14 protein-coding genes are annotated in these 15983 nt (G+C 38.8%); 4 read left to right on the top strand and 10 right to left on the bottom strand.

Annotated features, from left to right (window positions below; translation table 11 throughout):
• Positions 1 to 6: 6 nt before the first annotated feature.
• The 4 genes from WH188_RS11475 to WH188_RS11460 form a co-directional block, all read right to left on the bottom strand.
• Positions 7 to 1161 (bottom strand): glycan-binding surface protein, encoded by a 1155-nt coding sequence (locus WH188_RS11475; RefSeq protein WP_132769778.1) that lies wholly within the window; start codon positions 1159 to 1161, stop codon positions 7 to 9.
• A gap of 41 nt (positions 1162 to 1202) precedes the next feature.
• Positions 1203 to 2936 carry a RagB/SusD family nutrient uptake outer membrane protein gene (locus WH188_RS11470; protein WP_207902411.1) on the bottom strand — a complete coding sequence of 578 codons (1734 nt, stop codon included), beginning with the start codon at positions 2934 to 2936 and terminating at the stop codon, positions 1203 to 1205.
• Positions 2937 to 3000: 64 nt separating this feature from the next.
• Positions 3001 to 6198, bottom strand: coding sequence for a SusC/RagA family TonB-linked outer membrane protein (locus WH188_RS11465; RefSeq protein ID WP_207902412.1), 3198 nt, complete (start codon positions 6196 to 6198; stop codon positions 3001 to 3003).
• A 184-nt stretch (positions 6199 to 6382) separates the two neighbouring features.
• Positions 6383 to 7255, bottom strand: a complete 873-nt coding sequence (locus WH188_RS11460) for an AraC family transcriptional regulator (RefSeq protein WP_132769780.1) — start codon at positions 7253 to 7255, stop codon at positions 6383 to 6385.
• A 314-nt stretch (positions 7256 to 7569) separates the two neighbouring features.
• Here WH188_RS11460 and WH188_RS11455 point away from each other — a divergent pair, with 314 nt between their 5' ends.
• Both WH188_RS11455 and WH188_RS11450 read left to right on the top strand, forming a co-directional pair.
• Positions 7570 to 7749: a hypothetical protein gene (locus WH188_RS11455; protein WP_339423970.1), complete on the top strand. Its 180-nt coding sequence runs from the start codon at positions 7570 to 7572 to the stop codon at positions 7747 to 7749.
• Between the two features lie 86 nt (positions 7750 to 7835).
• Positions 7836 to 8432, top strand: a complete 597-nt coding sequence (locus WH188_RS11450) for a methyltransferase domain-containing protein (protein WP_339423969.1) — start codon at positions 7836 to 7838, stop codon at positions 8430 to 8432.
• A gap of 49 nt (positions 8433 to 8481) precedes the next feature.
• On the opposite strand, the gene WH188_RS11445 is transcribed toward WH188_RS11450, so the two are convergent.
• Positions 8482 to 8637, bottom strand: a complete 156-nt coding sequence (locus WH188_RS11445) for a hypothetical protein (RefSeq protein ID WP_021192172.1) — start codon at positions 8635 to 8637, stop codon at positions 8482 to 8484.
• Positions 8638 to 8908: 271 nt separating this feature from the next.
• Here WH188_RS11445 and WH188_RS11440 point away from each other — a divergent pair, with 271 nt between their 5' ends.
• Complete coding sequence (locus WH188_RS11440) at positions 8909 to 10078, top strand: homing endonuclease associated repeat-containing protein (RefSeq protein WP_339423968.1); 1170 nt, start codon at positions 8909 to 8911, stop codon at positions 10076 to 10078.
• Positions 10079 to 10149: 71 nt separating this feature from the next.
• On the opposite strand, the gene porN is transcribed toward WH188_RS11440, so the two are convergent.
• Genes porN through WH188_RS11425 form a run of 3 tightly spaced genes read right to left on the bottom strand, consistent with a single transcriptional unit; the run spans position 10150 to position 13136 of the window.
• Positions 10150 to 11100 (bottom strand): type IX secretion system ring protein PorN/GldN, encoded by a 951-nt coding sequence (gene porN / locus WH188_RS11435; RefSeq protein WP_084825435.1) that lies wholly within the window; start codon positions 11098 to 11100, stop codon positions 10150 to 10152.
• 13 nt (positions 11101 to 11113) lie between these two features.
• Positions 11114 to 12397 (bottom strand): type IX secretion system lipoprotein PorK/GldK, encoded by a 1284-nt coding sequence (gene porK, locus WH188_RS11430; RefSeq protein ID WP_168127773.1) that lies wholly within the window; start codon positions 12395 to 12397, stop codon positions 11114 to 11116.
• Positions 12398 to 12452: 55 nt separating this feature from the next.
• The gene (locus WH188_RS11425; protein ID WP_132769788.1) at positions 12453 to 13136 is read right to left on the bottom strand and encodes an outer membrane beta-barrel protein; all 684 of its coding nucleotides are present in this window, start codon (positions 13134 to 13136) and stop codon (positions 12453 to 12455) included.
• Positions 13137 to 13369: 233 nt separating this feature from the next.
• Here WH188_RS11425 and WH188_RS11420 point away from each other — a divergent pair, with 233 nt between their 5' ends.
• Positions 13370 to 14470, top strand: coding sequence for a nucleotidyltransferase family protein (locus WH188_RS11420; RefSeq protein WP_132769790.1), 1101 nt, complete (start codon positions 13370 to 13372; stop codon positions 14468 to 14470).
• Between the two features lie 118 nt (positions 14471 to 14588).
• Here WH188_RS11420 and WH188_RS11415 read toward each other — a convergent pair whose 3' ends face one another.
• Together WH188_RS11415 and WH188_RS11410 are read right to left on the bottom strand one after the other, a co-directional pair.
• Positions 14589 to 15017 (bottom strand): WxcM-like domain-containing protein, encoded by a 429-nt coding sequence (locus tag WH188_RS11415; RefSeq protein ID WP_339423967.1) that lies wholly within the window; start codon positions 15015 to 15017, stop codon positions 14589 to 14591.
• Between the two features lies 1 nt (position 15018).
• Positions 15019 to 15975: an MraY family glycosyltransferase gene (locus WH188_RS11410; protein ID WP_339423966.1), complete on the bottom strand. Its 957-nt coding sequence runs from the start codon at positions 15973 to 15975 to the stop codon at positions 15019 to 15021.
• Positions 15976 to 15983: the final 8 nt, after the last annotated feature.

Here is a 15983-nt window from a genome sequence, read left to right as displayed (position 1 = left end):
ACTTATCTATTTTTTGACTATCCGAAAATTACATATACTGAAATCGTCTTCAACATCCACTGTTGGTTGATATGAAAACACAAATCCATTCCAGCCTGTATTGAGGTAAGTACCATTACTCTGGGAAACATCTTTATAAAAATCAGTTAGATCTACACGCATGGTCTTCCACTTACCATAGGTATTCAAGGCACCATTTTCAGCTGGGTTCCAGCGGGTTTCCTGCCTATCACCTCCAAGAATGAAATTACCCTGACTAATGGAAGCCGTACTTTTGGTATTAATTTCAAATTTAACATAGTAATCTTTGGGATTTGCCAATACCGCAGCATCGTTCAAATCAAATCCAGACCAAAAAACACCATTCCAAGACCAGGCAGCAAAAGATTGTTGTATTCGTAAAAACCGGTCAAATCCAGGCAATAATTGTGGGTCACCATTAGCTTTCCCATCCGTTACATAGGCAGAAAGCGACTTTATATCTAACATAGAGAGCCCCTTTTCGCGGAAGCGAACTTGCTTTGGAACCGCCACTAAGGGACTGGACAATGCGAGCGTAGCGCCCTCGGCTGTTGCCGTAGGTATGACAAAATAGACCGAGTCGGCAACGCTACGTATCGGTTTCAAAGGTATATTATTGATCGAAAACACGCCCTCCAAGGTATCCAATTTGTACAGGTCCAGATATTTACCGACGAGTATTGCCGTATCTCCTGCCGCCACAAACTCATTGAATAAACCCTCCACTACCAGATCGGGTATTTTAACTTCAAACGGAAACTCCGCACTCCCTTTGGTAGTCACTACAGTCACCTTATTGTTGATCTCAGTAGGAACTACACGAGGGATCGGTAATGTAATCCGCGATCTTACGGCATATACGGTACTGAGATCCACATCGACATCATTCAATTTGATGGACTTTACCTCTGCGAGGTTTTCCCCCTGAAGCACAATCATATCCGTCAACGCTCCGCTACTGATTCCTGTTGTCAGATCGCCTGCAGTAGAGACTTTTTGAATGAGAGGGGCACCATTGGAGGTTAACTCTCCATCATAGCTTTCTTTAAAGTTGACGATATCCTTTTGACAAGAAATTACTGTTGCAGACATGCTGCTCAACAGTATAAAATATATAATAGAACGATTCAATTTTTTCATAAAAACAATTATTTCAAGAAACGCTATACGCGATAAATAGATTAGTTCCAGCCTGGATTATTTGACAGAATTGCTGTATTGACACCTACTTCAGAAATTGGTATTGGGTAGAGCAGGTGTTTCTCCGAACGGACTTTAACAACGCCAACTTCATCAGTACCTCCGATTCTGTTCATCACATCAAGGTATATACCCCAACGGATCAGATCCCAGCGACGGTCACCTTCAAGTGCTAGCTCCATTGCTCTTTCTTCCAAAACGGCTGAACGGAATGCGCTTTGGTTATCGATATTGCCATCTCCGGCAAGACGACGGGGCGTCGCATTGCTGCGTTCACGTATTTGATTAAGTTTTGCCAACGCAAGTGTACGTGCTGCAGTACTGTTGTCTGCTTCATTAGCTGCTTCGGCATAGATGAGTAAAACATCTGCAAAGCGCAAAAAATACCAAGGAGCATCTGTACGCTCGAGTTTGTTGTTACTGACATCACTATATTTGGTCAGGTATGCTAAATAATTAGCATTTTTTTGGTTTTGATATTGACGTCCATCATTAAATGGAGCAACAGGAGCTACATTTTGTCCGTTAGCATCTACATATCCCTGTGCTTTTTGACTCCATTCGGTATTATCAGGATAATAAGAACCTCCGACCCAGCCATTGGTATCTCCACCCTGGCGAACCCAACGATGCATCACCCCCTTCACAATACGGTAATCTTTACTTTCGAAAAGTTTATACCAATGGTCACGCATACCCCACCATAACCCGGTCTGCACAAATCCCTGATCATTGAAATTTCCGCCGTAAGCCTGAGAAAAAGTTACCCCATATTTTTGGTCACCGGTGACAGACTGTAGCGTCCAGATATGTTCAGTTTTATTTTTATTGGCCCTAGACCAAAGATTATCATAGCTTAACAAGCCATAGTTGCCATACTCACCATTAATCACTTGCAGAGCCTTATCACGAGCTTTTGAAAAATACTCTTGCGCATTGAATGTTTCATATCCAGCAACCTGTTTTTTAGCTACAGTAAAAGATACTGGATTAGTGTATACTTTTTCACTTCCATTCATCGTATAGGGCTGGCCACCTCTTACCGAAACATTACCAGACTGCAATGCAGACGAACCGATTGTTACATACACTTTGGCCAGTAAACTTGCTGCCGCACCTGCTGAAACACGACCTTCATGAAAACCATTGTCTGTATTCTTATAAAGAAGTTCTTCTGCCTTTGTGAGCAGCTCAATAATATGCGCATATACTTTACTTACTGGCTGTCGGGGTTCATTAAGATCTGCGCCTGAATTGACCGATGCAGAACGAATAGGTACTTCACCAAAGGCACGTACCAAAAGAAAATAAGAATAAGCTTTTAAAAAATAAAGCTCGCCCATTCCATTATTCTTTACGGCCTGTGAGGCTTTTGTCATCGGTTCGATATTTTCCAGAGCCAGATTAGCACGATGGATGATCGCATATGGCTTTTCCCACATAGCCGATGTGTATTCATTGTTCTGAAAGTTTCCTGCCCCCAGCGTACCGAATGACCAGTCTGGCCCGCTCATATAATCGCAGTCAAACTCTAGGCTTGGTGGAAAAAGATTCCATCGAAACATATCGTCCAGCAATTTACTGTAGGTTCCCATTGTCCATTGATTGACACCCTCATCCGAATCAGGAATATCATTAGGTTCTACAAAATCAAATTTCTTTTCTTCTACCATCTTTTCACAGGAACTCAGTCCAGAAGTGCAGATTGTTGCCATCAAGGCAAATTTTATATAATGTGTATAATTTTTACGAGTCATGATCATCTTATTTTAGGTCAACTTAAAAATCAGCTTTCAATCCGATCGAAAATGTTCTGCTACTTGGGTAAGAATAAATGTCGACACCTTTTCGCGAGGCATCTCCTCCAAAAGCATTAACATCAGGGTCAAACCAACTGTAATCAGTTATTGTTAGCAAATTGTTTGCACTAGCATAGACATATAATGCATTGAGCCCCTTGAATGGACTTTTAAACGTATATCCTAAGTTTACATTTTTAAGGCGGACATACGATCCGTTCTCGACATAACGATCGGAGGTGAGCATGGTACGGTTGTAAGTTGCAACAGCTTTTGGCCATAAAGCATTTCCCCTATTTTCTTCCGTCCATCTACTATTGTAAATGTCTTCTGTGATATTCCCGATATTGGCCATTTTCATGTCGATAAGATTTCCGTTAAAAATATCGTTCCCAATAGATCCCTGCCAAAAGAAACCAAGTGTAAAATTTTTGTATTTAAAATTGTTGGTAATACCAAAAACAAAATCTGGATTCGTATTACCGATAATAGTACGATCGCTGGCAGTCAACTCACCGTCACCGTTCAGATCACGGTATTTGATTTCTCCAATTTTTGATTGAACAACTGCGGCACTTGCATTGGCATATGTCGGATCGGTACGCACTTCAGCCTCATTGTCATAAAATCCATCTTCCACATAGCCAAACATTGTACCGATTGGCATGCCATTACGTTGGATAAAGATATTATCGGCATTGTACCAGAGTCTTTCTGAAAAACGGTCGGCTGTCAACCCTCCTATGGCATTGCGGTTGAATGAGATATTTGCATCAATATTCCATTTAAAGTTTTCTTTATCCATTGCAGCAAACTTTCCCGTCAGCTCGATCCCCTTATTGGTGACATATCCCGAATTGACCCATTGTGTTTTCATACCATTGCTCGAAGCAATATTCACATTTTGCAGCAGATCATTTGTTTTTTTATAATAGGCATCGATTGTAAATTGGATTCTGTTATTGAGCACAGCCAAATCCAACCCTAGATTGTACTGGTCTGTAGTTTCCCATTTGAGATCCTTATTTAGCGCTCCACGCCAGTCGACCTCAGCAAAACCACTGCTCAAAGCCCCTCCTAATGGATAATTGGCCACACCTAAGTATGCTTTGGTCTGATAGGCATTGACCCCCTGATTACCAGTTCGCCCATAGCTGGCGCGTAATTTTAGGTCACTAAAGATCCCAAGATCTTTGATAACCTGTTCATCAGAAAGTCGCCAAGCTAAGGCTCCCGACAGGAAGTTGGCAAACTGCTGTCCCATTGTCAATCGGCTAGAGCCATCCCGACGAAAAGAGGCCGTAGCAATATATTTTCCTTTATAGGAATAGTTTGCTCTTGCCAAAACCGAGGCCAGTTGTGTTCTGCCCCGGCTACTGACTAAAGGTCCTGGATTTAATCCTGCTGCCATATCAAACTCACCTGTGATATCATTGGGGAAATTTGTAGCTGTTATGGCTTTTGCCGCATAATTCGCCTGCTCATAGGTAAAACCTGTGACTACATTTATAGTATGATGCTGTGAAATAGTTTTATCAAAAGTCAATAAAGACTCTGTGGTAAGACTTTGATACCAGTTATCACTTTGGCCTCCGCTGCCATTGATTGGTGAACGCCCCTCCTGCGTATTCCGGTTATAATAGGTATTACGGTTATTATTGGAGTAAGAGAATCCAAAGTTTTGTCTAAAAGTCAAAAAAGGCAACAGCTTAACACTTGCATATGACGAACTAAATATATTGTTTGCTTTAAGCTGATCTTTTGCGGTATTGACATAGACACCTGGATTTGAAGCCAGCCAATTTAGCTGATCCGATTCAATAGTATTCATATCAGGTCCGTAGGTTACGGGAAAAATCAATGCCGAGCGGATGATTCCATAATCGTAGGCATTTGATTTAGCAAAATTGGTAAGACCATTGGTATAGTTGATATTTGCACCCAACTCCAACCAGGATCTTACTTTCCTTCCGATATTTGTTCGCAGAGCCACACGCTGGTAATCCGATTTTTTAATAATACCGCTCTGATTCAAAAAGTTTCCGGAAAACATATGCCAACCTTTCTCACTTCCGCCAGATACACTGAGATTATATTCTTGTGTAAAACCGTTTTGATAAATCTCATCCTGCCAATCCGCACCTTGAACCAAGGTCTGATTGCCATATTGGTCCGTGCGCACACCTTGATTGAGAAAATCTTCGGGAGCAGGTTGATATTTACCAGATGAAGTAATAGGCTCACCATTTACTGTCTGATAAGACCAACTGCCTGGATAAGGTAATATCTGATACCCTAATCCATCATAATACTTACTGTTAATTGCTTGCTCATTGATATAATTAGCATATTCATATGGGCCGAGCATCTTTACTTTTCTTCCCCGCGTTGCAAGTCCAAAATTTGCATTCAGTTCAACTTTTTCATTACCATTTTCGCCACGTTTTGTGGTAATAATTACAACACCATTTGCTCCCCTCGATCCGTATATTGCAGTTGCCGATGCATCTTTGAGCACTTCTATCGATTCGATATCATTTGGATTGATTGAAGCCAAAGCATTGGCTGTCTGGTTGTTATTTTCATTGGCAGTACTACTGGGCATGGATGCCATATCGTAGGGTATACCATCCACAATATAGAGTGGTTGAGAATTGGTCGAGAAAGAGTTTGTTCCGCGTATATTGATGGAGATCCCGGCTCCTGGTGCCCCATCATTTTGATTGACAGTTACTCCGGCCATTCGGCCCTGTAGTGCTTGATTGATACTCGGCGCAGGATTGCCAGCTAATATTTCCGAGGCCTTTACTTGGCTTACAGCACCTGAAAGATCCCTTTTTTTGACTTTACCATAGCCTACAACCACGACTTCGTCCAGCACATCCTGCTTTGGTTTTAATACAACACGAAGTACTTGCTGATCATTAACTTTCAGCACACGAGTTTCCATACCCAAGAATGAAACATAGAGATTGTCGCCTATCGTTGTATTCAGCTTGAAACTACCCTTTTCATCGGTCAGCGTCGTTTGGCCAGCGCCATTGCGCACCGTAGCTCCGACTATGGCTAAATTGGTTTGCTGGTTTGTGACAGTCCCCGACACCTGAAACTTTTGTGCAAAAGTAATCATAGGTGTAAACCCCGCAACCAGACATGCATAAAAGATTTTATTCATCATTTTTTGGTTCCCTTAAAATTGGTTATTTAATCCCTTTCAATTACTACCAAAACTAAGAAGAAACCACTTATACGAATAATACTTTTTTATCTTTTCCTTATATAAAATAAGCCAAAACAATCCTGTACAGACAATTACAACAAATAACCATCTATATTATTTTAGCTCATAAATTTTTATATTCTTATAAATAGAATTTTGAGTTTTTATACTTATCTCTGAAAACTGTTGGTGTTGAAGATCTCTTTTTCATAAAAATCCGATTAAAATTAGAGAGGTTGTTAAAACCCGAAAGAAGCGCTATCTCTGCTATACTATGCGTGGTATCGATCAGCATCCGGCAGGCATGCCCAAGCCTTATATCATTTAGTGTATCTATAAAAGTCCTTCCTGTACGCTGCTTTAAAAATCTGCTTAAGGATACTTCGGTCATACCGATCAGGTCTGCGGCCTCATTCAGGGATACATCTTTCTGGTAGTTTTTAGAAAGATATATCAATATCTTTTCTACACGTCTACTGTCTTGCCTCCCTATGCTGCTATGAAATGAACGGCTACTCAATTCTCGCATATGCTCATCTTGCGACAAGATATGCAGAATATCATAAAGGCCAACTACCGAATAGAAACCGTCTTTCTCGGTAATCAGCTTTTTAATTTCATCCCGTACAGCAATGATGGTCGTTTTACTAAAGGTAACCCCATAAGCCGCTTTTTCAAACAGTTGCCTAATGGAGCGAAACTGATTTTTATTGAGCAAAGTTTCGCTCAATAGATCGGGCTGAAATTGAATGGTAATTTCTGAAATTTTTTCTGATTTGCAGTTGTGGTCAAACCAACCATGTTCAAGATTAGAATTGGCAATTAAAGTCAGCTCCAGATGATCTATCTCTTCAATACTGTCTCCAACAATACGCTGTGCTCCAGCGGCATTCTCTATAAAATTGAGTTCGTATTCGGAATGCACATGTATTGGAAAATCAAAATTACACTTTTCTCTGGCGAATACCATAAAACAATCTTCTTCGGATAAAGGAGTAACTTCACGCAATATCATGGTACATTAAATATAGGTAATGGAATATAATTAAAGAATATGTTAAATATCGCTTATTTATTCAATAAGTACAAAATAATTTAAGTCAAGATCAATTTCCTTGTCTCGCATGACCGTTTATTGAAAGTATTGAAAAATTCCAGCAATCCTTATCTTGTAAGTATGGATGTACCGTAACGTGATTTCAAAACGATGTGTCAATTGAAATAGGGGAAAATAAAACTAATCGTTACGAACTAAAATGTTTCTATCTCGTAATTCCATCGAGCAGTTATAATTTAAAAATAGATTATTGTAATTTAGTAAAAAAAATCATGTTGGAAAATAAGTCTATTAAAATATCAGAAGAGATCGATGATGAGCATTTAAAATCATATTCGGCGAAAGATCCAGATCATCCCAATTGGTACATTTACGAATATGGAAATCACCGCAAGGTTCTTGTGGAAATAAATGTTGAATCAGGCAAGATCCACTTTCTAAAAGAACTTTAACCGTGCAGGAGTATATAATTAAACAGCTCGTTTTTATTTGCTAAACATTAGCCTATCCATTTAATGATAACCACATAAAAGAAAAAATGATTTTTAAAGCATTAAGGTCTAACATACGTGTTGACGACAGTACATTTGACGATTTGTATCCTTCAAATATAAAAATATTGGGACACCGTCACTGGACTCCTGTCGATGTCGCAAAGATGGCTGCCACCTATTTAGTTCAACATCCCAATGATAAGATACTGGACATTGGTGCTGGTGCTGGTAAATTTTGTCTTGTGGGTGCTACATGTACGGAAGGTATTTTTTATGGCGTTGAACAGCGGGAATCACTTGTTGAAATTTCTACTGAGATAGCCCAAAAACATCAAATAAATAACGTAGAATTTATTCATGCCAATATTGATCAAATCACTTTTTCTGATTATGATGCATTTTATTTTTACAATTCTTTCTATGAAAATATAGATACAAGTTGTCCGATAGATAATTCGATATTACCAAACCAAGAACTCTATTATTCATATACCGAATACCTTAGACAACAACTTAGACAATTACCAATAGGAACCCGAATTGTCTCCTATTGGAGTGGATGGGAGGAGATACCAACTAGTTTTGATCTTGAACATACTGCATGTAGAGGTTTGCTCAACTTTTGGAAAAAAATCATATAATTTTTAATCCCGTATCCAATCTCAGCTACCACGATGTTTTCTTCTAATCCTATAATATACCAACCGAACTATTACCGCTGTTCTTTTTACGGTCTTTTAAAAGGTGATTTTCTTTCAATAGCCGGCCGATGGTGTCATTCAGGTGTCCAATAGTGGTATTTAGATTTTGGATCGTCTGTTCAACCACCGCTGGCCACGGAGCCATAATGCATGCAATCAAAAAAAAGCCTGCGTTTGATCTTCTAACTACCTCACCTTTTAATCATCTCAACTTTGCCGTAAAGAAAAAGTCAACCTTGTCTAATTACTAAATACTATAATCTAATTACTATAGAGTAACCAACTAACCTTCTAACTTTCTCACCCCCTAACCTTCTCCTCATTCCACAGCAACATTTCATTTTAATAAAGAAAAATATTATCTTTAATATTCGCATTTATGAACTTATTCTATCAACTAATATTTTCAGTACGATTTGAATCCAACACAAGAAGAAATCATCGCAGAAGCTTTTTCGATCGTGAACGAATTTTACACTAAAAACGGAAGAACTCCCGTACGTCGTGAAATGGAAAACCTCAATACGATGAGCCGCCGTTATTTTGGCACCTGGAACAATTTTATTGCAGCCGCAGGACTACAGCCTAACGTAAAAAAAACAGAAGCTATTGTCAAAGCAGAACTATTGGCCCAATTACATGATTTCTATCAAACGAATAAGCGTATCCCTATGCGCAGAGAATTTTCTTCAAAATCAGGAAGTATCCACAAGTATTTCGGATCCTGGAATAAATTTATCATTGCAGCAGGATATGATGCAAACGATCGGCGCATCCCTTCGAAAGGGAAACTAAAAAACTCGTTGGTCCGTTATTACATCAAGCACCAGCGGTCGCCTGCGATCTCAGAATGTCTAAAAAGTAATGGACTTTATAATGATCGGTCTTATTTGACCCATTTCAATGTCAGCACCTGGGCTGATGTATTGGAATACGTTGGATTACCACCATACTTCAGGATCACTACGCTGACCGAATCAGAAGCAAAAGAAAAGGTTATTAAACTGATCAAAAAGCATCGAATCAAATTCTTAAAAGATTATCAACATTTAAAACCAGAAAACTATCCTTCGGCATGGTACGTTAAGGAAAAATTTGGGTGGAATAACTTATGCTATATGGCTGGGACGAAAATCCCATTAACGAAATTCAGTATAAAAGATCATTACCTTCTATTGGCCAAGAAATTAGGAAGAACGCCCACAGTAAAAGAACTAGAAGCTAAAATGGGTGCAACTTCAGGTGCTATGACCTGGAAGCTTAATCAACGTTTAAATGATTTTATTCATTCCATCGGTCAGACACCTGCCCATAAAACCCCTGAGCGCTGTAAGCTCAGTAAAAAACAATTGGCAGAGCTTTACAAGACAGCAAGTATTCTGCATGGTTTTGAAAATGGTATGCCCCGTAGCAAGCTGCTAGAACTGACCGGATACTCCAGGGAAGTTTATGAAAAGCGTTTTCATTGCATGGGCGGCCTCCGTCTGGTTTGCGGTTTTGAATTAAATGCCAAAGGTCAACGGCACTATACCGAAGAGGAATTACGCAACATCTTAAATAAACCTAAATATGTCAGACAACGTTAAATACAGGACATAAAAAAAGCATTCTCAAAAATTGAGAATGCTTTTTTTATGTTTTTAGTATTAAGCTAAGCCTATTTTTTCTTTACTTTTTTCTGTTTCTGAGCATTGGGAATAAACTCTTCCAAGTTTTCTTCTTTCACCCCCTTCGGGCTTGTCCAAAGTTTCTTTTTATATGCATCGATCTTTTGTTCGATCTGTTGCGCATCTTGCGCCTGCTGTGCTTCATCACCTAATTTTAAAGCTCCGGCAGATGATTCACGGATGATGGTACTTGCATATTTCTTTTGAACGAATAAATCATCCATCGTCATATCGTATAGACCCTTATCCGGATCTGTAATATCAACTTTAACCAGACTGTAACGTAACTGCGGGAAATACAACCAAAATGCAGGAGTAGAACCGACCGATTCCGCAAGTTCAGCCGAAGTTGTGATATTCATTAGCGGAGCTACGCCGATAATACGGCTTTCCAAACGGCTACGCTGTTTATCAAAAAAGATATCTTCTTTAATGCGGAATTTCGTCACACGAGTTGGATCAAATTCATTTAAAGTCATCTTTGAATCGATCTGGTTTCCCTCATCATCAAAAATTGGAACCAATACACTATCCGTAAAACGGGCCATACCTTCGTTGGCACTCATTCTACCTTTAAAAGAATCATCATCAGGACTATATAGGGATAACTTGCCCGTTTCGATAGATTTCATAATGATCTCCATTAATGAATTACCAGGAGTAGCAAGTAATGCATTTTTTTCATCTTTCAGATCAATATCACGCCACACTCGCTTATAAAAGCGAATATTTTTCATGTTAATTTCCGGATAAGCGAAAGGAACCGCATCTTCCAGGTTATTGGCCTGATAAAAACCATCCGTTGTCGGTATGGTATCCATTAAAACTTCTCCTTGTACGGCAGTTGTAACCTGTTGCGATTTCAAACTATCCGGTATTTCTTGTTGCGCAAAGACCGGTATAAATCCTAAAGCCATTGCCATTGTTATAAATATCTTCATCTGAATTTATATTTTAAAATTTTCTAGTCTTACTTTGGATCGTTGGCATCTCAAATGCCGACATCACGCAACGGAAACCGATGTATGAATGCGGTTCATAGTCCACTGAATAGTTACGGGTATCGGTATTCAATTGCTCACCATTATCTTTCCATGAACCACCACGTACGACCTTTCTTTTCAGTGCATCCGCATCTTTCTCATCTGCATCATATAAAAGAGCAGGATTTAAATCGTTTACAAAAACCATTGCAGAAGGACTGAAAGCATCTAATGTCCATTCCGAAACATTACCGGCCATATTATAGATTCCAAAAGCATTTGGCGTATAAGACTTTACCGGAAGGGTGAAAGTTGCTCCATCACGAGAATAGGTACCATCCCCCTGCTTAAAGTTTACTGCAAGCTTTTCTTTACCTTCAGATCCATCGATTGTCATGCGTTTCGTTGACGAAGTATCACGGGGGTCCAATTTACCTTCAGCGGCATATTGCCATTGCGCTTCCGTAGGAAGACTTAAAGTCAATTGGTAACCGCTCAAATACGAGTTTTTCATTAAAGTTGCCATAATTTCTTTACCTCTCCAGTCAGTAAATGCACGTGCCTGTCTCCAAGTGACACCCACTACCGGGTAATAATCAAAAGATTGATGTGTAAAATAATTGACATCAAGGGAAGCGAGTTGTGCATTTGGAAAATCAGAAGACCAGATTTCTTCAACCGGCATCACTGGAACCGTATCGGTCACATAGACCTTTTTAATGTTCCCTTTTGTCTTTTGATAAGAAAAACGGTAGCGTAATACCTCTGGATTTAAAGTGCGCTGAGAACCTCTCATTTCGATCATTGGCGCTAAGCGCTCACGGATAGTGGGATCATTGCTTTTCCAAATTGGAGAAGCTTTCTTTACCTTTTTCCAATTAATTCTTCTCTCAGTTCCTTGTTCACCAGTCTCTAAAAAGTACTGATCATCCTGTAAGTAATCCGTTACGGCAATCGAATCTGCTACCCAATTGATAAATTCACGGTATTGTTTATTGGTCACTTCTGTTTCGTCGATAAAAAAAGCACTTAAGCTTACGTTTTTACCTGTATCAGCAGTGTCAAGGGAGCTTTTAAAAAGTATCGTTCCAGAAGGTACATAAACCATTCCCGGAGGCGCTGGCATTTCGCCTGCACGGAATGCGGAAACTTTCGGTGCTTTATATATGGATGAGCTTGATTTACAAGCCTGCATAGACACTAAAACTGCTAAAATAAACAGCCCGAATGTAAATGTCGGATAGTGTTTTCTCATTTTAATCATAATTGCGGTTGTTATTATTTATAGAAGAGTATGTTTTATTATCAAATTAGTTACGGTTGAAAAAGGCATATTTCACACCAACAGTCATCACGCCATATTGATCATTATTTTTATTCATGACGCCATCCAGATTATCATTAAAACTAAGACCGTGTTGGTAGTTTACATTTACTGCCCATTTTGGACCATATAAGGTACGTCCAAAAGGAATATCCACGCCAATATTTAATGGAACGACGAAATGAATGCCAGAACGATCATCTGCAATTTCTCCTCCAATATTAACGACAGCATCTCTGTAGGTCGTTGTAAAATCAGTTGAAATCCGATTTTTCATTAATCCAGCGCCAGCTCCGATATAAACATTAGATAAAATACGTTGAAACGTACTCGCTCCTAAAGTATAATAGCTATAATTATCGGGCAGATCCATAAATTGACCTAATCTTAACTTTGCGTTCACGTTACCTGCATAATAGCTATTCTTAAACGAATTATCGCCACTGTTACCCGTCAATTCACCTTTCTGAGCCTGCAATCCGACAGATACAAATGGGGTTAATAAATAATCCCCTTCTCCGTACCATGCAAAATTTACTTTTGAATTCTTCAGATCTGTCAAGCCAAAAGAAACTCCTGCACCAGCACCTATACTGATAGGACGGGAAAACTGGGCTGAAGCAGTCGCAAGACAGCCAGACATAATAAGGGTAAAAAATAGTTTTTTCATTGTATAAGTTGATTTGTTATTAGAAACGAAATTTTAGGTCACATTGTTGTTGCAATTGCAAAAATTGGATGCAGACCAAACTCTGTTTTTCATGGAGGTTCATAGCAATTTTTGAGCCATATACATGATTACCGCTTATTAAATTTCAATATTGAACCAATATATCCAACCTTGTAAAGCATAATAATCGCTAAAAAAAGCTATTTTTGATCTATAAATATAAAAAAGAAAATATGGACATTCGACATAAGGATATTTTTTTTCAGTTATTACGTATCGGACTATGGGGTAAAGAAACACTTTTGTTATCGCAGCCATTAGCTGAGGCGGATTGGATAAAAATCCGAGCGTATGCCATTAATCATACCTTAGAAGGTCTTATATATGATAGCTTTTCTTATTTAGAAGAGGATCAGCTACCTCCGCAGTCATTAAGAATAAAATGGACAGTTAGGGTCGATCAAATAGAACGTCACAATAGCAAAATGAATGAAGTGATTGCCGCGCAATATACGTCATTTACCAAACAAGGCCTTAAACCTATTCTGCAAAAAGGGCAAGGCGTTGCAGCGTGCTATAAAGTCCCTCAGCATCGTATTTCAGGAGATATCGACTGGTATTTCGAAGATCAAGGTTATGCACAAGCACGGGAAATACTGAAAGACAAAAAAGTAGAATTTCAAGATACAGCAGGATTTAGTTTAGATTATGATTGGAAAGGTATCCATATTGAGCATCATAAAAAGCTTTTTGATATCCGCAGTCCTCTCAAAAGCAATTTGTTGAAAAAGCTTGAAAATAGTTATAAAAACCAGCAACAAGAGCTGACCATCAATGCTACTTCGATTAAATTACTCGCTCCAGAATTACAATTGCTACAGGTGAATGCACATATTTTAAAACACTTGATCACATTTGGTATTGGACTAAGGCAATTATGTGACTCTGCGCGCTTATATGCACATGTATCAACACAGATCGATCCGCAAGCATTAAAAAACATTTATCGAGCTGCCGGAATATTGGACTGGACACATCTACTACACCAGATTTTGGTAAACTATTTAGGTCTACCTAAAGAATCACTACCCTTTCCATATCCCGATAACTGCGATGCAGGCTGGATGATGGACGAAATTTGGTATTCCGGAAATTTTGGACAGCATGATGAGCGCTTTGAAGGTGGAAAAATATCCGTAATATCCGTCCATCCGGAAGGAGCATATCGAATGTGGTTAAATTTTAAACGCTATTTAAGATATGCTCCGCAGGAAGTACTCTTTTTTCCTATCGTTCATACCTATTCCAAATTTCTGGGAATAGATAACGATTAATATTGAAGTTAGAAAGTGAGAATGGTCTAACTAGCTAGCTAACTAACTAACTAACTAACTAACTAACTAACTAACTAACTAACTAACTAACTAACTAACTAACTAACTAACTAACTAACTAACAGTCTAACCTTCCTACAAAATATTCCAAGGGCCAAGTGTGGTCATCTAATGGCGCATGCTCAATTCCATGATCGGCAAATACCAGTAACTCACTGTCGGGCTGTAGGGCACGAAAAGCAGTGCCATATCCTTTAGGCACGTGCAAAACTTGCATGGCAGTAGATTCTAGTTTTATTCTCTCAACAGGAAGATCATGTGCAGGCTTGTCCCAGCTATCGATTTGAATCAGATCAACTTCAAAAGCACCAGCGACGACATAGAACCAGCGCTGTTCGATGCGATGGGCACGCCAACCTCGAACCAGTTCAACATCGGCATTTTTGATCATATAAAACCGCTTTACCAGAGACATATCAAAGTCATTAACAAAACGAATCTGTCCACGTTGATCCTGGGCTATTCCTCCTTGTATAGTTTGTATCATATTAATGAACATATTTTTTGATGATGTAAGTTTTTAATATCAGATAAATGGCGCTCAATCCCACTAATAAACTCATTGCAAATATAATTTGAACCATTGCTTCCTGATCTGAAAATTGGATTACTAATAATCCGATTAATAACTGGATCAATCCATAACAGAAAGAAATCACCAATTTATTCACCTTAGCTTCATTCCCTAAAAATTGATACAGATGCGATCGATGGGCTTCAAAGATATTTTCTTTACGCAATAAGCGACGTACGATTGTCCAGACGGCATCAATACCATATACTGACAAAAATAAGATATAGATCAAATTTCCGGTTTGGATAATTAAAGCACCAAGTGCAAATAACAGAACAAAAGCAATCGCAACCGCCCCCACATCTCCTGCAAAACATTTTGCTTTGTTTCGGAAATTAAAAAATGCAAAGACCAATACACCAAGTAACGTATACGAAAGTAAATCTTGTTGGATAAAATTGAGCTGATGATTGACAATCATTAATAGCGCCCCGACAGCCAAGCTATAGCAAGCGGTAATGCCATTTATGCCGTCCATAAAATTATAGGCATTGATAACACCGACGACAATAATAAAAGTAATCAGCAGATAGTACCAAGGCATACTGAAGAGGTCCAATTGATAGGTCATCAATAGGACAGAACTAAAATGAATAACCAAACGAATTTTGTTGGACAATGTAAATACATCGTCCAAAAAAGAGACTGCAGTCATTAATGTTAGACCCAAGAAAAAGTAAGGATATTGAAAACCTGACAGGATAAAGTAGATGAATGCACCAAAATAAAAAATGATGCCGCCACCACGCAAAGTTACTGTACTATGCGATGAGCGCTCATTTGGTTTATCAATAATATTAAAACGGTCGGCGACTTTAAAATAAAGAAGCTCCAGAACAAATAATATGATAAGGACAATTAAATAATTCATTGTTATAA

Source organism: Sphingobacterium sp. MYb388, from assembly GCF_037479535.1.
GTDB classification, from domain to species: domain Bacteria; phylum Bacteroidota; class Bacteroidia; order Sphingobacteriales; family Sphingobacteriaceae; genus Sphingobacterium; species Sphingobacterium anhuiense.
Note: the sequence above shows the minus strand (reverse complement) of the source record. Positions and strands in the feature narration are given on the sequence as shown.